The 19,058-nt window shown below is 57.6% G+C and carries 20 protein-coding genes and 1 tRNA gene; 8 read left to right on the top strand and 13 right to left on the bottom strand.

Features of this window, described 5'->3' with window-relative positions:
• The first annotated feature begins 79 nt into the window (after positions 1-79).
• The gene (locus ACR0C3_RS09615) at positions 80-1,144 is read left to right on the top strand and encodes a Hint domain-containing protein (RefSeq protein WP_480758219.1); all 1,065 of its coding nucleotides are present in this window, start codon (positions 80-82) and stop codon (positions 1,142-1,144) included.
• Positions 1,145-1,325: 181 nt separating this feature from the next.
• On the opposite strand, the gene ACR0C3_RS09620 is transcribed toward ACR0C3_RS09615, so the two are convergent.
• The 3 genes from ACR0C3_RS09620 to ACR0C3_RS09630 form a co-directional block, all read right to left on the bottom strand.
• Positions 1,326-1,402, bottom strand: a tRNA-Arg gene (locus tag ACR0C3_RS09620).
• Positions 1,403-1,423: 21 nt separating this feature from the next.
• Entirely contained in the window at positions 1,424-1,900 is a 477-nt protein-coding gene (locus ACR0C3_RS09625) for a GNAT family N-acetyltransferase (protein ID WP_480758220.1), read from the bottom strand.
• Positions 1,901-2,212 (bottom strand): ETC complex I subunit, encoded by a 312-nt coding sequence (locus ACR0C3_RS09630; protein ID WP_170378795.1) that lies wholly within the window; start codon positions 2,210-2,212, stop codon positions 1,901-1,903.
• Positions 2,213-2,366: 154 nt separating this feature from the next.
• Here ACR0C3_RS09630 and uvrB point away from each other — a divergent pair, with 154 nt between their 5' ends.
• Positions 2,367-4,553, top strand: a complete 2,187-nt coding sequence (uvrB, locus tag ACR0C3_RS09635; protein ID WP_480758221.1) for an excinuclease ABC subunit UvrB — start codon at positions 2,367-2,369, stop codon at positions 4,551-4,553.
• Positions 4,554-4,565: 12 nt separating this feature from the next.
• Here the strand turns inward: uvrB and ACR0C3_RS09640 are convergent, their stop codons facing one another.
• The gene (locus ACR0C3_RS09640) at positions 4,566-5,216 is read right to left on the bottom strand and encodes a hypothetical protein (protein WP_480758222.1); all 651 of its coding nucleotides are present in this window, start codon (positions 5,214-5,216) and stop codon (positions 4,566-4,568) included.
• A 190-nt stretch (positions 5,217-5,406) separates the two neighbouring features.
• Here ACR0C3_RS09640 and ACR0C3_RS09645 point away from each other — a divergent pair, with 190 nt between their 5' ends.
• The gene (locus ACR0C3_RS09645; protein ID WP_480758223.1) at positions 5,407-6,114 is read left to right on the top strand and encodes an ORF6N domain-containing protein; all 708 of its coding nucleotides are present in this window, start codon (positions 5,407-5,409) and stop codon (positions 6,112-6,114) included.
• A 47-nt stretch (positions 6,115-6,161) separates the two neighbouring features.
• Positions 6,162-6,590, top strand: coding sequence for a hypothetical protein (locus ACR0C3_RS09650; protein WP_480758224.1), 429 nt, complete (start codon positions 6,162-6,164; stop codon positions 6,588-6,590).
• A gap of 44 nt (positions 6,591-6,634) precedes the next feature.
• Here the strand turns inward: ACR0C3_RS09650 and ACR0C3_RS09655 are convergent, their stop codons facing one another.
• Together ACR0C3_RS09655 and ACR0C3_RS09660 are read right to left on the bottom strand one after the other, a co-directional pair.
• Positions 6,635-6,898 carry a hypothetical protein gene (locus ACR0C3_RS09655; RefSeq protein WP_480593703.1) on the bottom strand — a complete coding sequence of 88 codons (264 nt, stop codon included), beginning with the start codon at positions 6,896-6,898 and terminating at the stop codon, positions 6,635-6,637.
• A gap of 170 nt (positions 6,899-7,068) precedes the next feature.
• Positions 7,069-7,491: an excalibur calcium-binding domain-containing protein gene (locus tag ACR0C3_RS09660; RefSeq protein ID WP_480758225.1), complete on the bottom strand. Its 423-nt coding sequence runs from the start codon at positions 7,489-7,491 to the stop codon at positions 7,069-7,071.
• A 106-nt stretch (positions 7,492-7,597) separates the two neighbouring features.
• Between ACR0C3_RS09660 and ACR0C3_RS09665 the strand changes: the two genes are divergently transcribed.
• Positions 7,598-8,080, top strand: a complete 483-nt coding sequence (locus ACR0C3_RS09665) for a HugZ family pyridoxamine 5'-phosphate oxidase (RefSeq protein WP_480758226.1) — start codon at positions 7,598-7,600, stop codon at positions 8,078-8,080.
• Between the two features lie 21 nt (positions 8,081-8,101).
• Here the strand turns inward: ACR0C3_RS09665 and ACR0C3_RS09670 are convergent, their stop codons facing one another.
• The 4 genes from ACR0C3_RS09670 to ACR0C3_RS09685 form a co-directional block, all read right to left on the bottom strand.
• The gene (locus tag ACR0C3_RS09670; RefSeq protein ID WP_170462743.1) at positions 8,102-8,422 is read right to left on the bottom strand and encodes an antibiotic biosynthesis monooxygenase family protein; all 321 of its coding nucleotides are present in this window, start codon (positions 8,420-8,422) and stop codon (positions 8,102-8,104) included.
• A 111-nt stretch (positions 8,423-8,533) separates the two neighbouring features.
• Positions 8,534-10,819, bottom strand: a complete 2,286-nt coding sequence (locus ACR0C3_RS09675; RefSeq protein ID WP_480758227.1) for a glycosyl hydrolase family 28-related protein — start codon at positions 10,817-10,819, stop codon at positions 8,534-8,536.
• A 135-nt stretch (positions 10,820-10,954) separates the two neighbouring features.
• A complete protein-coding gene (locus ACR0C3_RS09680; protein WP_480758228.1) occupies positions 10,955-11,356 on the bottom strand; it encodes a DUF4864 domain-containing protein in 402 nt (133 codons plus the stop codon).
• A gap of 48 nt (positions 11,357-11,404) precedes the next feature.
• Positions 11,405-12,979: a lysine--tRNA ligase gene (locus ACR0C3_RS09685; RefSeq protein ID WP_480758229.1), complete on the bottom strand. Its 1,575-nt coding sequence runs from the start codon at positions 12,977-12,979 to the stop codon at positions 11,405-11,407.
• Positions 12,980-13,318: 339 nt separating this feature from the next.
• Between ACR0C3_RS09685 and ACR0C3_RS09690 the strand changes: the two genes are divergently transcribed.
• On the top strand, positions 13,319-15,199 hold the full coding sequence (locus tag ACR0C3_RS09690) for a cellulase family glycosylhydrolase (RefSeq protein ID WP_480758230.1): 1,881 nt from the start codon (positions 13,319-13,321) through the stop codon (positions 15,197-15,199).
• A 127-nt stretch (positions 15,200-15,326) separates the two neighbouring features.
• Here the strand turns inward: ACR0C3_RS09690 and ACR0C3_RS09695 are convergent, their stop codons facing one another.
• Positions 15,327-15,680: a 4a-hydroxytetrahydrobiopterin dehydratase gene (locus ACR0C3_RS09695; RefSeq protein ID WP_170691407.1), complete on the bottom strand. Its 354-nt coding sequence runs from the start codon at positions 15,678-15,680 to the stop codon at positions 15,327-15,329.
• Positions 15,681-15,686: 6 nt separating this feature from the next.
• Positions 15,687-16,487 (bottom strand): phenylalanine 4-monooxygenase, encoded by an 801-nt coding sequence (gene phhA, locus ACR0C3_RS09700; protein WP_480758231.1) that lies wholly within the window; start codon positions 16,485-16,487, stop codon positions 15,687-15,689.
• Between the two features lie 109 nt (positions 16,488-16,596).
• On the opposite strand from phhA, the gene ACR0C3_RS09705 reads away from it, so the two are divergent.
• Complete coding sequence (locus ACR0C3_RS09705; protein WP_480758232.1) at positions 16,597-17,064, top strand: Lrp/AsnC family transcriptional regulator; 468 nt, start codon at positions 16,597-16,599, stop codon at positions 17,062-17,064.
• A gap of 79 nt (positions 17,065-17,143) precedes the next feature.
• Positions 17,144-17,566, top strand: a complete 423-nt coding sequence (locus ACR0C3_RS09710) for a tellurite resistance TerB family protein (protein WP_170378829.1) — start codon at positions 17,144-17,146, stop codon at positions 17,564-17,566.
• Positions 17,567-17,568: 2 nt separating this feature from the next.
• Here the strand turns inward: ACR0C3_RS09710 and dacB are convergent, their stop codons facing one another.
• On the bottom strand, positions 17,569-19,047 hold the full coding sequence (dacB, locus tag ACR0C3_RS09715; RefSeq protein ID WP_480758233.1) for a D-alanyl-D-alanine carboxypeptidase/D-alanyl-D-alanine endopeptidase: 1,479 nt from the start codon (positions 19,045-19,047) through the stop codon (positions 17,569-17,571).
• Positions 19,048-19,058 lie beyond the last annotated feature (11 nt).

Consider the following 19,058-nt stretch of genomic DNA (forward strand, 5'->3'; position numbering starts at 1 on the left):
GGTAGATATCCCGATTAAACTCGATAGGCTCAACGCTTGTAGCCAGTGGCCCAAAACCGCAAAGCGAACAGGATGTTGAATGGTACTGCGTAGTTTCTTTTCGATCGACAGCGAGAACATGTTGGTCACGTCCAGCCCCAGCGCTGGGATTGTAGGCACACCGATCCGCAACAACTCGGACACGCCGAATGGAACCGTTTTTCAATATACTTCGGGTGGGGGAACCACGATCACCGTGGATGACACCTCGGGCACTCCGGATGTGTTCGAAGATGATCAGGCCTTCAGCCATACCATAACCGATGGCGGCGGGATTGTGGCCAACGGAACGCCCGTTGAATCCGAATCCTTCATCGACATTCGGCAACTTGACGAAAACGGCCTAGAGACCGGCCCTGTCATCCGGCTGTATGTCTTTTCGCAAAACGGCGTGACTTCGGATGTCTGGGGTTTTGCAGCCTCAGAGCGGCTGATAGATGGGGCGTCCTACGTCAAGGTTGCGGGATCAAATACGGGGTCTTCGCTGTATTCGGACTATGTGGCTTGCTTTGCTGAGGACACATTGATCGAAACAGCCGACGGTTCGGTTCCCGTGCAGCAGATCCACGTCGGTCAAAAGGTCTGGACACGGGACAACGGCCTGCAGCCAGTTCTGTGGATCGGGAGCACATCCGTTCCGGCAACCGGGCGCTTTGCCCCTGTGGTATTTGCCCCCAACACGCTGGGGAACCCGAGACAACTAGTCGTCTCGCAGCAGCACCGGATGATCATCGACACCAGCGTAGCCGAGCTTCTGTTTGGCGCGCCCCACGCATTGGTGGCAGCCAAGTTCTTATGCGGCATGGACGGAGTATCGATTCGCGAAGGCGGGCATGTCAACTATTGGCATGTCATGTTCGATCAGCATCAAATCGTCAGATCTGAGGGCGTCCTGAGCGAGAGTTTTTTCGTAACTTCGAACTCGATCGGAGCGCTGGACCACCCGCAGCGTGCTGAAATACTGTCACTTTTCCCTGAGCTGCGCGGAAATCCCAACGCTTATGGGCCGACAGCTGCACCCATTCTAAAACCACATGAAGCGGCTGTTCTCAGGTCTCATCTCTCCCGTTTGAACACCACAGGATCCCGCGTAGCGGCACAGTAACTACGGGAATCCCCCAATTTCGCGCGCTGTGCGCATTTGTTAATCATTGGTTACTGATTTACCTACCACTCAGTAACCCTCTAAAGAAGGGCTGGCGCGACCCCCTCAGCCAGCCCTTCTGAACCTTCCCCGCCAAAGCGAAGAACGGATCGGACAAGCCGCGTGTTTTTCTTGGGTGGAATGGCGATCCCTGAAGGACTCGAACCCTCAACCTGCTGATTAGAAGTCAGCTGCTCTATCCAGTTGAGCTAAGGGACCGCTGCGCCCTTCTTGCTGGTTTTAAGGGCGGGGTTCAAGGGCCAAGCGCATGAACACGCTGTTTGGATCGTCTTCGTAACCGTAGATCGGGCCGCAATAGGAATAACCCAGCGTCTCATAGAGCTTACGCGCAGCCGCATATTCCGGCAGATGTGACGCACCCGTTTCAAGCACAAGCGCCTCTATGCCCTCATTTGCTGCCATATCGGCAAGATGCGCCATCATCACCCGCGCCAGACCGCGCCCGCGTGCGGCTTCGACAACGTGAACGGATTTCACTTCGGCCGTACCATCGGGCAGCGTCTTTAACGCACCGCAGCCCAAGGCGCGTCCCTCTTCGAAAAGACCCCAGAAGCGGATGCCGTCACCCGACAAGGCTTCGGGTCCCATGGTATGATTGCTTTCCGCCGGACCCGCTTGTTCGCTATGGGTAAAATGCGCTTCAACCACAGGGCGCAAGGCATCCGACGTGGGGTCGGCCAGTCGAATTTCGATCATTCAGTGCGTCCAGGGGCTGCGACGGTCCGTTGCGAAATTCTCGCCATACCCGCGCGGACGCAGGTTGGGCTTACGCTTGTGCGGCTCGCTGACCTGCACGTCGATACCATTGTCCTTGGCGTAATCCAGCGCCTCTTCCTTGGTGTCGAATTTCAGGCGCACCTGGGTCTGGGTGTCATCGGATGAGGTCCAGCCCATCAGCGGATCAACTTCACGCGAGGACGCAGGCGCATATTCCAAAACCCACTTGCGGGTTTTGGCCATGCCCGAGGTCATCGCATTCCGCGAAGGCTGGTAAATCCGTGCGCGCATCTCGCCTCTCCGTACTCATTTGGCTGGCTTTGTTTATGCGCCACAGCATCCTTTCGGACAAGTCCGCAATTGTCGCAATTGCGTGCAATGGAAATGCCCCCTTGAACCGGAACAAAAACAGATCAAAATCAGGCGCGAAAGGAATCCCCCCTCTATGGCCTATGCTCATTCCGACAAGACCCAGCTGACCTCAGAAGACGTCCGCGCCCGCTTGAAGCTCGAGGGCGGCAAGGCGTTCGTGATGCACACCGATTTTGCGCCCGCCGGGGACCAGCCTACGGCCATCAAAGAGCTGGCGGGCGGCGTTCTGGATGGCGAGCGCGATCAGGTTCTGCTGGGCGCGACCGGAACGGGCAAGACCTTCACCATGGCCAAAGTGATTGAGGAAACGCAGCGCCCCGCCATCATTCTTGCGCCCAACAAGACACTGGCCGCGCAGCTATATGGCGAGTTCAAGGGCTTCTTCCCTGAAAACTCAGTCGAGTATTTCGTGTCTTACTACGATTACTACCAGCCCGAGGCCTATGTGCCGCGCAGCGACACCTACATAGAAAAAGAATCCCAGATCAACGAACAGATCGACCGGATGCGCCACTCAGCCACCCGCGCGCTTTTGGAACGTGACGACGTGATCATCGTTGCCTCGGTCTCGTGCATCTATGGTATCGGTTCGGTCGAGACCTACGGGGCGATGACGCAGGATCTGAAGGTCGGCAGTGAGTATGATCAGCGTCAGGTGATGGCCGATCTCGTCGCGCAGCAATATCGCCGTAACGATCAGGCGTTTCAGCGCGGGTCGTTCCGGGTTCGGGGTGACTCGCTAGAGATCTGGCCCGCCCACCTTGAGGACCGCGCGTGGAAGCTCTCCTTTTTCGGTGAGGAACTGGAACAAATCACCGAATTCGACCCCCTGACCGGCGAACGCGCCGCGACGATGGAGCAGGTGCGGGTCTACGCAAACTCGCACTACGTGACGCCGAAACCGACGATGCAACAGGCAATCATCGGGATCAAAAAGGAACTGCGCATCCGGCTGGACCAACTGGTGGGCGAAGGCAAACTGCTGGAAGCCCAACGTCTGGAGCAACGCACCAATTTCGATCTGGAAATGCTTGAAGCCACCGGCGTCTGCAACGGGATCGAGAACTACTCGCGCTATCTGACCGGTCGCGCGCCGGGCGAACCGCCCCCGACCCTGTTCGAATTCATCCCCGACAACGCCATCGTCTTTGCCGATGAAAGTCACGTCTCCGTCCCTCAGATCGGCGGAATGTACCGGGGCGACTATCGGCGTAAATTCACGCTGGCCGAACACGGGTTCCGACTGCCGTCGTGCATGGACAACCGCCCGCTGAAGTTCGAGGAATGGGATGCCATGCGCCCGCAATCCGTCTTCGTCTCGGCCACCCCTGCGAAGTGGGAGATCGAGCAGACCGGCGGTGTGTTCACCGAACAGGTCATCCGCCCCACCGGCCTTCTGGACCCCGAGGTCGAAATCCGCCCCGTGTCGATGCAGGTCGACGACCTGCTGGACGAGGTGCGCAAGGTCTCCGCCAACGGGTTCCGCACGCTGGTGACAACCCTGACCAAACGTATGGCCGAGGACCTGACCGAATACCTGCACGAACAGGGTATCAAAGTCCGCTACATGCACTCGGATATCGACACGCTGGAACGGATCGAAATCCTGCGCGACCTGCGTTTGGGGGCGTTCGACGTGCTGGTCGGCATCAACCTTCTTCGCGAAGGCCTCGACATTCCCGAATGTGGGCTGGTCGCCATTCTGGACGCGGACAAAGAGGGGTTCCTGCGCTCCGAGACCTCTCTGGTCCAGACCATCGGCCGCGCCGCGCGGAACGCCGATGGCCGGGTGATCATGTATGCCGATAAGATCACCGGCTCGATGGAGCGCGCGTTGAACGAGACCAACCGCCGCCGTGCCAAGCAGATCGCCTATAACGAGGAACACGGGATTACGCCCGAGACGGTGAAGAAAAACGTCGAGGACGTTCTGGCCGGTCTCTACGAAGGCGACGTGGACATGAACCGCGTCACCGCCACCATCGACAAACCGATGCACGGCGCCAACCTCGAAGCCCATCTGGATGGCCTGCGCGAGAAGATGCGCAAAGCCGCCGAGAATCTGGAATTCGAAGAGGCGGCCAACATCCGGGATGAGATCAAACGTCTGGAAGCGGTCGATCTGGCCGTCGCCGACGACCCCATGGCGCGGCAATGGGCGGTCGAGAAAGCCTCGGAAGACGCAGTGAAATCGCGCGGGCGCTCAACGGCTGGGCGGCCGGGCCAGCGGGGTGGGAATGTGAAGAGGCGGAAACGGTAGATCGCGCGCCCATCAATGGCCAAATCGAATCCGAGCTGAGCTTTCGATCGCGTCTTGGACTTCAGGCAATTGATCTGCAGATGAGAAATGAAATTCGCTATAACTGTCGGCCATCCCTCTTTTAGGGACGATGGACTTGTAGGACATGTTTTTGTGATTTCCTTTTACTGAAATAAGGAATCGTTTTTTTGTATTTTGTATCGAAATGGCGAGGAAGTTTGGTGCGGCAGTCCATTTTCTAGATTTACCTTCAGATAAGGTGAATACATACTTTTTCGCGATTTGATTTAGAAGTTCACGCATATTCTCAATCAGATTTTCCGGTAAATTTTCTCGTCTACTTGCCTCGATGAAATTAGTAAAATTGCTCTCTGGGTTTCCAGTCTCAATGTCCACCTCCTCTTCGTCGTGAGAAGATTGATCGATCAGTATAGCTTCATTTGTCTTGCCAACCGCCAGCGGAAAAAAGTCACTTATCGAGACCTCGATGGTTTTGCTCTGTTCATCAAAGACTGGATTATTTAGGCCAACTACAGATTTCGCGCACACTTGTGGGGACTTCCTGCCGCCGAGCGCCGAAAGCTCACGTATTTCCACGACATTTATGTCACCAAGCCATACTCCGTTCGAGAGCTTTGAAACACCTTTCAAGATCAACTTCATCAATCTACTCCAATCCGGCAATCGCCACATTTTTACTGCAGCAAATACTGCAGTAACTTTATTGTGTCAACCGCGCCCACGGGAGAATGGGCAGTATTTGGCGCAACCCAGTGCCCAACACTCCACCCTTGCAGCCCAGCGCCCCCTCCTCCACGTTTGAAATCACAGGTTGTGATTCCAAGCGGTTGCCATGACGAAACCCAACACCCTCCCCTCCACGCATGAGGTCCAAAACGCCATTCACCGGGTGCGCGGCACTCGCGTGGTGCTGGCCGAGGATCTGGCGCAGTTCTACGGAAAATCCGTCAGCGCCTTCAATCAGGCCGTCTCGCGCAACAAAGACCTGTTCGAGGGCTACCGTTTTCAACTGACCGACGCCGAGGTCACCGATTTGCAATCACAGAATGTGATTTCAAAACCCAAAGGCCGCGGCGGGCGGCGGGTCAATCCTTGGGTCTATACGGATTACGGCGTGGCCATCGCCTCGGCCCTGTTCAAGGACCCGCGCGCGATCAGGATCACCCGGATGATCACCGAGGCCTTTGTCGACGGTGCGAACGCTCTGGACGAGACCCCGCACAGCCTACCGGAAATCCTGCCGCCCGAGGACGCCCCGGCCCCGCTGCTGCCCAATGGGGAACAACTGCGCGATCTGGCCGAAAACATCCTCGATTCCGGTAAGCAGAGACTTGTTGACTATATCGCCAGCCCTAGCACCAATCGCAAACAGACCGTGGCAGCGATTATGAAGACGCTGGCCGAAACCGCCAGCGAAGATGTCCGCACCCAGCAGGAACGCCTGCGCTTGAGCATTGCCCAGCGCCTGGCCACCGGTGACTATGCTGACGATGATGACCGAAAGCGGCTGCTGGACTTGTTGAACGCAATGAAGGGCTAGCCCGTCACACACTTGCCAAAGGACAATCTGCGGCTAGGTTCCTCGCTATGCGCTTTGTCCTGCTCTCACTGCTGCTCGGCAGCCCCGCCTATGCGTGGAACGCCACGATTGGCGAGATCTGCACGTTGACACACGAGACCGAAGCAGAGGAGATCCGGCTCACCTACGATCCGGCGCAGCCGCTCTATACCCTCGAAATCACGCGCCGCATCGAAGGTTGGACGCAATCACCTTGGTTTGCCATGCGGTTTGAAGGCCCAAACCCGATTGAGATCGGAACGCCACGACACAAGCTGTCGGACGATGCGATGTCCTTGTTCGTCTCAGACACCGGCTTTGGCAACGTCTTGGACGGCCTCGAGTTCAACCAAACGGCCTATGCCTTCACGCAAGACCACCTGACTGAATTCTCACTGGAAGGTGCCGCGCCAGAGGTGCGCAAGTTTCGCACCTGCGCAGCGTCGCTGCTCTCGTAGCACTGCCTGGAGTGGCGCGGATCGGCCTGTGGTCAAACGTGCGTTCAGCCTTTGTCCCAATGGGCAATCACGTCAAAGCCTGCCGGGGTTGGCGGCGCTTCCATGAATTCAGCGAAATGCCCCCAAAGCTCGGCCACTTTTGGAGCGTTTGCGTTCGAGATATCCTCGCTTTCGACCACCGAGATCACGTATCCGGTGCCGTCCTCGTTCATCACATTGGTAAAACAGTGCATGCCGGGCATGCCCATGATTTCAGATTTCAATTCGTTCATCTTCGCCGTGGCCGCCTCGCGCGTGCCAGGCTTCATTTTAAATTGAGTTACGCGTGCAAACATCTTTGTCCTCCCAAACTGGGCGAAATTGCCCGATGGAGGCACCAAACTGGTACCAACGCGGCGCATCATAGCATGAACTTGCAGATTCCCGCAGCTTCACAGGCCAAGCGGTCGCAGAGGAGACAGCCCTCAACCCACGGGTTTTAGGGCTTGATGAACTTGGCGTTGCCCAAGGACCTTTGGCTGGCGCTGGTTTCGCGGGGCGAGGTCGTGTCCGGCGAGGGGGCCGTTTGACGCTGCGCCACATCCGGTCCACAGGCCACTCCGTCACCGTCGGGGTCGTTGCGGGGATGATAGCCCGCATAGCCTTCGTAAAACGTCCCAAACCCAATCGCCCGAGAGGCATCGCAGCCGGCCAGCGCGATTAGGTGCACCATGGCCTCATCCCGGCCATAATCTGAAAGGCGCACGAACATGTTGAAGGAGATCAACGCGACGGTCAGCGGCAGGCACAGAATCATAAGCAGAATACGCACCGGAGAAAGCGCGCGACGCCGAGCGGCTTCGGCCCGGCGCTGACGTTTGCTCGGCAAGGGATCGTCCAATTTGGATTTGCGAAACTTCATGCCATCGCGATACAGGGGATTTGTGGCGAAGCCGAGGCAGAACACGGCTCGCACACAGAGATCAGCGAGTATAGGATCACCTTTACGCTTACCAATGCGAGGCAAAATGCCAACCAAAGACCCCTACCAACCGTTGGACGACACCGCCCGGGGCCTGATCCGCGAATTGATGGATGTGGCGACCCATGCTGCGCTCGCCGTTCTGAGGCCGGGCACCGCTGTACCGTCAGTATCGCGGATTGCTCTTGCAACAGATGCCGAGAAGCAGCCAATCTCGTTGATTTCAAGCCTATCGGATCATAGCCGGGCGCTACAGAACAACCCTGCCTGCGCCCTTCTGATCGGGGATCCAGGCCGTAAGGGGGATCCGCTGACGCATCCTCGGCTGACCTTGCACGCGACGGCGCGTTTGATTGCACGGGGAACGGCGGATCATGACAACCTCCGCCAGAGGTATCTGTCACTGCGCCCGAAGGCCAAGCTCTATGCAGATTTCGCAGATTTCAGCTTTGTCCGCTTTGAGGTTGAAGATGGGCTGCTGAACGGCGGGTTTGGCAAAGCTTACCGCGTCGAAGCTACAGACATCTGACACTGGGAAACGAGACCTGTGTCAATTGAATGTCTCAGCCACGTCATACATGACCGGCTCGAAACTCTTGCACAGCTCATTGATCTTGCGGTTGCGGTCGCGCATTTCCGGGGTGCGCAACATGGCCAGAAAATCCTCGCGCCGTTCCCATTGCGAATAGTTGGCAATCCGGGTCTGAGCGTCGTTGACATGCAGGCCGGCCGATACAAATCCGGGCTGTTTTGAGATAAACTCGGAATAAGCATCCGTCAGCGCCTCAAGCAGGTCCTGACAGGTGCCGGGTGTCATCTCAAATGTCGTGATAACGGTCTGAACGCTGGCGGTTTTGGCTATGGTCGGCATCTGGGTCCTCCTTTGGCTTACCCTCAGCCTAGCACAGGATTCCAAAACGTCTTGTCTTTCCTGCAGCCCAAAGCGAAGCCGCCCCGGTAAAGGGGCGGCTTGCAGGTATTGTTACTCTTCCAGACGCATCTGTACCGAGACATCACCGCTCAGGCTTTCGGCCCAGCGCAATTGGACGGCATCGCCATTGCTGCCCTGTTCGACATCGGCATAGGGAAAGGAATAGCGCACCGACCCCAGCGCCGTTCTGAGCGGCCCCAGAACCGCCACCGCATCGCAACTGCGCGCCTTGGAGCCAAACGGCAATCGACCGTTCGAGTCGATAGTCCAGACCTGCGAGGCCGAGTTCTGGCTGTGCCGCACCCGCAGCGGGTTTTCGACCTTGACGTCAATCCCGTGATAGGTGTTGTTGCTGAACGTGACATTGATGTGCTGATCCGCATCCAGATCCGCAAAGGACGTATCCACCCGGTCGGCACGCTCTAGGTCTGTCCCACTAGAGCGGAACTTGTTACCGGTCACCGCCAGCCCGTTCAGAAAATGCCCCGGGCCGTGCGGACGGATCACGATATAGCTGAACCAGGGCGGCGCTTCGCTGGAATAGAAAATATTGTCGGTGATACTCATAGCGCTGAAGGAATAGCCGGAGACATAGGCGGGCGTCGTGTCACGCTCATTCGTCCACTGCACAAAGCAATTGTCCACGTAGTTCTCGGCGATGGTCGAGCTGTTATAGGTGCCGATCATGATCAGCCCTGCGGTCCGCACCCCTTGCGGGATACTGTCGCCCTGGAAGAAGTGGTTTCCAAGGATCATGTTGTTGTCGCCCCCAACAACCGCAAAATGCTTGAAGCGCACCGCCCGGTTGTGGCGGATCTTCACGTCATTCGAGGTGGTGTTCAGCGCGATGGACTTGCGATCAGGCACAATGAACGACTCTTCTGACGACAGGAACTGGCAATTGTCGATCAGCATCCCCTTACAACCCGTGCCGATCGAGGTGATGCCGCGATCCAACGGGCGGCTGATGAAACAATCCGACAATGAGAACGTGCTGCCCGCGGGTGCCAGACGAATGGCACTGCAGCGGCCGTTGCACTGGAACTCGATCTGCTCCATCCCGAACTTGCGCAGCACTCCGAAATTGCCGAAATCCAGCAGGTATTTGAAGGATACAAAAGTGAAGGTCTGGGTCCCTGCCGCATCATACATCGGCGCATTCAGCGTCAGCTCTCCGGCGCTTTCATCTTTGCCGCGCACGTAAATCTCGCGCCCGACGCCGCTGCCCTGAACCAGCGAACCAATTGGGATGTTCGTGACGTTGGCCACATTGGTCAGACGGGTCGAATCCGCCAGATCATAGGTCGCGACCGAAGTGAAGGTCTCGGTATCCCAGGCCGAGCTGCTTTTGACATCGAACTGACCGTTACGGATAACGCGACGTGTCGAAAACCCCGGCCTGTTGGGAACGGCGGCAAACATGTCGATAGGGGCTGTCACTTCGATCTTGCGCCCACCCAGATCCAGCGATTCATGGTCCGAGTTGTTCAACAGCGCCTGAAACGCTTTTTTGAAGGCCAGCTCTTCATTCCCGAAAGCGGCAATATAGGCGGGGAGGTCATAGTTCTTAAGCAGCAAAAGCATCTTGTCGTCGGGCATCGTGACTGTGCCTTCAAACTCGACCTCAGAAGACAGGGTGGTGTTCTCGGCCAGACGATAAGTGCCTTGGGGCACAAAAATGCGACGGCCTCCAGCGGCCTGATCCGCTGCCTCGAATGCGGCCGAGTCGTCGGCTATGCCGTCGCCCACCGCGCCATAGTCGCGCACATCCACACGGCTAATGATCTCACGCAGGAACACGCTGGTGACATCTGCGATCTCAAGATCATCGACGCGGATGACGGCCCCGTTGGCGCCCTCGACATCAATGCCGAAATGACCGTAGAGCGCACTGACACCCCAAGCCATGTCCACGCCCGGACGTCGCCCCGTGCCTACAATGGCGGTGATCTCGGTCACTGCGCCATAACTTGCCAGCTGAGTGGCTGGGCCTTGCTCGATTACCCCCGTCAGGTGGGTGTCGCCTGCTGCACCGGCCCAGGCCGCGATGCGCACCTCGGGCAGAGGACCACTGATCGCCTTGACCCGCGCCTTGATCTGCAAATAGCACCCCGGCAGGATCTGGGTCTGGCCCATGTAGCGCAACTGCTGCGGACTGTTGATCTTCAGGATCTCAAGGCAGCCGCCAAAATCCGCATCCGACGGCACAAATGCCCCGGTGCCCGAACCATCATAGGTCGGTGAGCCCGGCGTACCATCGCCCGCAGACCATACGCCCAGACCGTTTTCGAAAGCAGGCGGCATGAACACAATGCCGTCGGTGATTGCCTTGTTCATAGAAATCCCTTTCCTCGTCGCGCGGCCCAATGGCTGCACGTTCAAACGCCGTGTTCAGGTCCATCCCGAACGCGACAGTCTGAGTACCCAAAAGGGATTAACCGCCACTCATACGACCGTGACGGTGCTGTTGCATCAGGCTGCGGGGTCAGCGCGACCCAATAGCTGCACGCCGTTGATCTTCCAGCCATTCTCCTGCTGGATCATCTGGTAGTCGAGAATGTGAACCGCGCCATCGCCATCGGTAATCATGACCTTCTGCCACAGCGCGCCTGCGACCTCGCGCAGTTCCAGAAATCGCACATCAGAGGGACGCCAGACCATGGGATAGCCATTGCGTACCATCGCTCCGAAATTGTCAGGGTTTCCAAAGAGACGCTGAATATTGGGGCTGGCAAAGGTAAAGGCTGTGGCGAAATCATCCGCCTTGAAGGCCTGAATCTGGGCCGCGATATTGGCCTCGATCTCGGTGCTCTGGGCAAACGCACCCGAGGCCAGACCAGCACTCAGGGACAGGGCAAGCAGTAAACTACGCATGGGGTTACCTCCTGACGGAACGGTAGCCCCATGCGGGATCAGGTCAAATCAGACCAGCTCTCCGGCCAAGGCCTTGTCGATCAGCGCGATCGTTTCCGGCACGCCATAGAGGGCGATGAAGCCACCAAAACGCGGGCCTTGTGAGGCCCCCAACAGTACCTCGTAAAGGGCGGTGAACCAACCACGCATCGGATCAAACCGCTCACGCCCGATGGAATAGACCACCGATTGCAGCGCCTCATCCTCGGCAGGGCCGTCATAGGCCTCGAGCGCGGCCTTGAGCGCCTCCAGCGCTTCGCGCTCTTGATCCGTCGGGGCGCGGTGCTTGCGCGTTGGTTTGACGAAATCATTGAAGTAGCGCACGGCGAAACCAGCCGCCTGATCCAGATCGGGGTGGCTTTCTGCCGTTGCCTCAGGCGCATAGCGGCGAATGAAACCCCAAAGCGCCTCTTTGTCCTCGGCCCCTGAAACCGACGCGAGGTTCAGCAACATGGCAAACGGTACAATCAAGGTCGATTCCGGAACATCACCGCCATGAATATGCCAGACCGGGTTGTTCAGCTGCGCCTTCAGCTCCTGCCCCGGATAGGCCCGCAGCTGCTGATGGTATTCATCGTAGGCCTTGGGAATGACGTCGAAATGCATCCGCTTGGCCGTCTTGGGCTTTTGATACATGAAATACGACAGGCTTTCCGTCGGCGCATAGGTCAACCATTCGTCAATCGACACACCATTGCCGGACGACTTCGATATCTTCTGACCGTTTTCATCCAAAAACAACTCATACGAGAAATGCTCGGGCGCTCGGCCACCCAACGCACGGCAGATAGCGTCATAGATCTTTTCGTTGGTGGCGTGTTCCTTGCCGTACATCTCGAAATCGACACCAAGCGCAGCCCAGCGCGCGCCAAAGTCCGGCTTCCACTGCAGCTTTACGTTGCCGCCGGTCACGGGAACGGTCCATTCCTTGCCCGTCTCATCATCAAAGGTCACGGTGTAGGTTTCGGCACATACCTTTTTCATCGGCACATACATCACCCGCCCGCTTTCGGGATGCAGAGGCAGGAAGATCGAATATGTTTGCTGCCGCTCTTCGCGGAGACTTTTCAGCATGATCGCCATGATCTCATCGTAGCGTTCGACAGCACGCTTTAGGATCTCGTCAAACTGCCCGGACTCGTAGAATTCCTTGGCCGAATAGAACTCATACTCGAACCCAAAGGTGTCGAGGAATCGGCGTAGCATAGCGTTGTTGTGCGCCCCAAAGCTTTCGTATTCACCGAAGGGATCGGGAACCAAAGTCAGCGGACGCTGCAAATGCTGCTCCAGAATCTCCGGGTTCGGCACGTTGCTGGGCACTTTGCGCATACCGTCCAGATCGTCCGAAAAACAGATCAGCTTGGTCGGGATATCCGAAAGCGCCTCGAACGCGCGCTTGACCATCGTGGTTCGCGCGACCTCACCAAAGGTACCGATATGCGGCAGACCCGAGGGGCCATAGCCTGTCTCGAACAGCACAAACCCCTTCTCCGGAACGTTATTCTGATAGCGTTTGAGCAACCGGCGCGCCTCTTCGAAAGGCCAGGCCTTGGACGACATTGCGGTTTCACGCAGTTCAGACATCAGATTTGCTCCATCGGGAAAAACAGCGCCGGTCGCCCTTTGCAACCGACCGCCCCCTCCTATTGTGCCGGTGCAGCATGAGTCAATAAAAGCACGGGGTTTTTCTAGCGCCGCCCCCTGCAAATAAGCATAAACTCAGTGTGCAGAACCATTTTGAAATCCCGGGCAACGCGGTAACCTTCCGAAAAGATACACTGCACAAGCACGAGGTGCCTGATGAACCGCCCAGATATCTTTGCTTTTTTGCTCATCCTAGCGGTTAGCATCGCATCAGGACCCAGACCGGCGACGTCGCAGCCGAGCGAAGACGTGAAGACTTGGCCGAGAGGGGCGCTGCGGTTGGAAACTCCCATTCCCGACCTAAGTGCGTTGAACCACCGTCCTGCCGGCCGTCACGGTAAGATACAGGCCGTCGGCGATGAGCTTTTCTTCGCGGATGGTACCCCGGCCCGATTTTGGGGGGCGAACCTTCAAGCCTATGCGCTGTTCACGACCGAACCTCGGTTCATGCGGGCCCATGCCCAACGCCTTTCTCGGTTGGGCTTCAATCTGGTGCGCATCCACCACCACGACTCGCATTGGGTGCAACCCAACATCTTTGGCAGCGAAGCGCAGACAACGCGCAAGCTCGATGCCTTCTCATTGAAAAAACTGGACCAATGGATCGCGGCACTAAAGGCCGAGGGCCTTTACATCTGGCTCGACCTTCATGTCGGTCGCAGCTTTACACCCGAAGACGGGGTCGAGGATTTCGAAGAGATCGCCAAGGGTGAGACCTCGATTCGCGTCAAGGGATTCAGCTACATTTCACCCAGTATCGAAGCGCTGATGCTTGATTTCCAGGACAAGTATCTACGACACATCAACAAGATAACTGGGCTATCCTACGCAGAAGATCCTGCGGTCATTGCCGTTATGATCACAAACGAAAATGATCTGACACATCACTTCGGAAATGCGCTGCTGCCAGACAAGAACGTCCCCCTGCACAACGCCGTCTATATGGAGGCCGCGCGCGAATTTGCCGTGGAACACGGCCTTAACCCGGAACTCACCTGGCAATCCTGGCTGCACGGGCCGTCCAAGCTGTTCCTCAACGAACTTGAACGCCGCTTCAATGACCGAATGATCGAGAATATCGAAGCCACAGGGTTTGAGGGTTTGATCACCACAACCAGCCTGTGGGGGGGGATGTCGGTCGCCGGGCTGCCCTCTCTCACGCGCGGCTCCATGGTTGATGGGCATAGCTATGGAAGTTCAGGCGAAGTTATTTACGACCCAAGAACGCAATCCGGCTTTCTGGATTGGCTGGCCATTGGACAGGTGGTCGGAATGCCGTTCAGCATTTCCGAGTGGAACATCGGCGAATTTCCCGGCGACGACAGGTTTATTGCACCGCTCAATGTGGCCGTGCGCGCCGCCCATCAGGGGTGGGATGCCCCCATTGTCTATGGTTATGCGCAGCAGCCCTTAAATGGCCCGCTTCGCCCTACCAACTGGAGCATGGCCGAAGACCCCGCGATGATGGCCATGATGCCTGCGGCTGCTCTTCTCTATCGGCAGGGCCATGTGCGCCTTGCGGAAAAGACCTATGCCCTTTGCCCCGATCACGAGGCCTTTTTTGGCAGTTCGATAACGCCGGCATCCTCGGTTGGCATACGAACAATCGTCGAGCAAAGCAGATTGGTCACCTGCATGCCAGACACGCCGGCGCTGCCTTGGCTGCAAGCCTCGGTCCTGGAGGGGCAGCCATATGAAATACTCGATACCGAGCGCTCTTACCTGGAACCGGACGCTCAAACCGTTGCGGCGGATACCGGTGATTTTTATCGGGCATTCAACGATGGCCTGATTGTCATTGACACGGCCAAGACCCAGGCCGCCGCAGGACACCTTTCGGACAAAACGGTCGCCACCACGAATGTGGCTTTCGAGGTCGAGAACCCAACAGCAGCTGTTGTTGTCCAAAGCCTTGATGATGAAGAGATCACAACTTCAGGACGCATTCTGGTCTCATTGGCCGGCCGCGCAGTTCCGGAAGAACTCTCTTTCCGGATCGAGCCCTTAGTCGGACGGCTTCAGATTAAAGCACAGCCTGAGCTGACGCTTCGCTTCCCCGACCAGAGAAAAGCCGCCGTGGGAGCACACAGTTTTCAGGACGGTGTGCATGTCATTGACCTTGACAAATTGGGCACCGGGAACTGGTTTTATCTCGAATAGAAATCCGGGGGCAGCATGAAACCCGTGCGCAACCACATTCCAATTGAACCGCCCAACTCCCCCTCCTGTCGTGTCGGTGCAGCATGAGTCAAAAAAGCACGGGGTTTTTCTTAGGGCCAAGGCCGATTCAACCGGTCAACTGGTCCAGTTTCGCCGCCCAGATAAAGTCATTCTCGCTGAGTCCGCCGATTTCATGGGTTGTCAGCCTGACATCCACATAGCCCCAGCCGAACGAGATATCGGGATGGTGGCCCTGCTGATCCGCCAGCCATGCACAAAGATTGGCCAGATATGTCGCCTTAGCGAAACCCTTGAACGCGAAGTGGCGGCTAAGCTCGGTCGACCCGACATTCAGTGTCCATTCCGATGACAGCTCGCCCATATGAGCATTCGCCTCGTCTGCCGTCAGGGCTGGAATGCCGCCGGAACAAGGTACGCACGTACGGTCTGACAAGTTGCAGGTTTGTCCTGTTGTGGTCATTTTCGATCACTCCGCTGCTGTTGCTTTGGGTGGGAACTTGTTGGGCAATAGACCGAGCGACTGCGCCTGTCTTACATCTGCCAACAGGTCCCTGTCGGCCGCGGCGAACAGCGCCTCGGGGTCTTGCAGAACAAAGTAGCCCATCTGGTGCATGTCGATCCGGTATGGAGTACGCAGGATCGTCAGCACGTCGAACGGGTCCCGGTCCGGCATATCACTTTCGACCGCATAGACAAGTTCAGTGGGCGAGGACGCCAGCCCCGATCCAAGCGCTTTGATCTCACCGTCTTGCCACCGTAACCCGAACTCGATCGAGAACCAATAGAGCCGGATCAGCCAAGCATAGTCCTTCGGCCCAGCCTGCACCCCGGCCTTGCCGATGGCCTGACTGAACGCCGCAAATCTGGGATCGCTGAGCAAGGGCGTATGCCCAAAGATCTCGTGAAAGATGTCCGGCTCTTCAATATAGTCGAAATCCTCGCGTGAGCGGATAAAGGACGCTGCCGGAAACACTCTGTCGGCCAGCATCCCGAAGAAGGTCTCGAACCCGATCAGAGCAGGCACAGGCTGAACCCGCCATCCAGTCAGGTCCAACAAACGTTCCGAGATATCCGTGCAGGAGGGCACACGGGTCTTCGGCAACTCCAACCGTTTCAGGCCTTCCAGATAGTCACGCGCCATGTATTTCTGCACGTTGTCCTGCTGCGCCGAGTAGAGATCAGCCCAAACGGCGTCCTCTTCAGCCGTATACGCGATATGACCCTTCGCATCGGCGATTTTAGCGCGGTATTTCGTTGATTTCGGCATCTTCTCCTCCCCTTCGCAAATATTCTATTCAAGGGCGGTGGCGAATTCAGTTTCTCTCGGTGGAGAAATCGACTAAAGTTGAATGATTCATTTTATTTTTGGGGTAAAGTTGACACAAACATTTCAGCCCGCTGACCTCGCCATCCTGCAGCAGCTACAAACCGATGGCCGACTATCGATGCAGGAGCTTGCAGACCGCACGGGCCTGTCGGCCTCGCAATGCTGGCGTCGGGTGCGGGATCTTGAGGCATCGGGCGTTGTATCCGGCTACACCGCGCAGGTTCGCGCCAAGTCTGTCGGGCTGAACGCCATTGCCTACATCCACGTCGCTTTGCAGAGCCATCAGGAAGACAGCATCAACGCGTTCCTCCGGCTGGTAGAGACGGAACCTCAGATCGTGGAATGCGCGTCGATTACCGGGGATCATGACTTCCTCCTCAAGGTCTATGCCAAATCGCCCGAAGATCTTGAGCTTTTCATCATGCAGCGCCTTTTGAAGTCAGGCCTGGTACGTGACACCCGTAGCAACTTCGTGTTGCGCCAAACCAAAACTCGGGGGCCATTGCCAATTCTCTGACCCTCGCCAGCAAAAGCCGTTGAACCTGCCCGCCAGCCCTCCTATCGTGCGACGGCAGCAAATGACTCAGGACGACCCAATGACCGATCAAGTACCACACCCGATGTCTCCGCAAGATTGCCTTGTGGCGATCATGGTCGCGATCTCGGCGTCGGATGAGACGATCCGCACCGCCGAACTGGTCAAGATCGAAGGCGCGGTGAATATGCTGCCTGTTTTTGCGGGCTATGACATCGACCGCACCCGCCGGGTTTCGCAAATCGTGTTCGACCTGTTCGAGCAGGAAGACGGGCTGGATGCGCTGTTTGGCCTGATCCGAGAAAACCTGCCCGAACGCCTGAACGAAACCGCCTATGCGCTGGCCTGCGACGTAGCCGCCGCAGACGGTTCACTGGCCGAGACCGAGCTACGTTTGCTGGAAGAGATCCGCTATGAGTTGAACATCGACCGCCTGCACGCTGCCGCGATCGAACGCGGTGCCCGCGCGCGCCACACGATTTAGGTTCAACTGCCGTAAAGAGACCCCCAGCGCTCAATCAAAGCCCGCTGAAGCTTGCGCGACCGTCGGTTCCAACTGCGGGCACCTTCAGGACGCTCGCGCTGCTCTCGCGGGATCGTGGCACGGTGGTCCACATCTGCCGTAAAGATCGCAAAGGCCAGTTCGGACCCGTCGGCCGTGGTCAGAAAGCCGCCAAGACCTGAGACGAAGTTCAGCGTTCCGGTTTTTGCATTCACCTTGATGGGGTGATCCTTGACCGCCCGACCCTGACTATCGGTCAGCGTGAAAGGCTTGAGCAAGGGCCGCAGCGCCCCGGTTTTGCGCGCCGCAACAAGCGCCTTCACCAAATCGCCGGGAGGCATGCGAGACGCATCACCCAGACCAGAGTGATCCACCATGGCGATTTGGTTGGCCCCATAGGTCTCAGCCGCCCAGCGGTTCATCTCTGCCGCCGAGTCCGCCAGGTCACTCGGCCTGACCCCGCGTGCTTTCGTAGCCGCCATACCAACCATTTCTGCCGTCAAATTGGTCGAGTATTTCAACATCCCGCGCAGGATACTCTCCAACCGGTCACTCTGATGCACAACCAACGCAGTGCCTTTCGGGGTTTCCTGAGTGACTTGCACCCGACCAAGAACAACCCCGTTTGAGCGGGCAAGCGTGCGAAACACATCGCCCGCATAAAGTGCAGGTTTTCGAACGGGCAACCAACGTGCGCCGCCGTTGCCCAGCGCGCCTTTAGCCACGGTCCAGCGGTCCTGACGTGCGCTGGGTTGATAGGTGTAGATCGGCAGGCTGCGCGGTTCCACCCGCATCACGGCCATATCGACATCCGGCCGGTACTTGGCGCTGCGCGCATCCATCGTGACTTTGTAGTTCGTCCCGGCCCGCTTCCATTCGAAATGAACGCGGTTGAAGTTCAAAGAAATTCCACTGATCGCCGGGCTATAGCCCAGATGATCCGGTTGCCCGGGGTCGATGCTGAACACATAGGGCAAGGCTCCATCATAGACCTTGAACGCCCCGCGCACCTCGGTCACCCCGGCCTCGCGCAGATTGGCTGCCATGCTTGCCAATGCATCCGTGTCCAGCAGAGGGTCCCCGCCACCGACAAGGATCAGATCGCCCTTTAGAATGCCATTCTCAATTGGTCCATCCGCCAGAAGCTTGGTCTCAAAGCGATGATCTGGACCCAGTACGTCTAACGCATAAAGCGCGGTCAGCGCCTTGCCCACACTGGCCGGAGGCAACCCGGCCTCACCCCCGAACTCCTCAAGCTGAGTGCCTGTCTCAACATCTGCCACAGCAAAGATCACATCGCCCCGCAGCCCGGCTGCGCGCACGAACCGCTCGGCCCCGGTCAGTTGAGGCCCTCGGGCCTGAGGCCGCAGGGACACCAAGGGGGCCTGCGCCACGGCAGCCGCAGGGATCGCAGCTGCGCTCAACCCTGCCAGAAACAAACGGCGTGAAATACGATCAACCATGGGTCAATTAA

Source organism: Ruegeria sp. CK3, assembly GCF_056536565.1.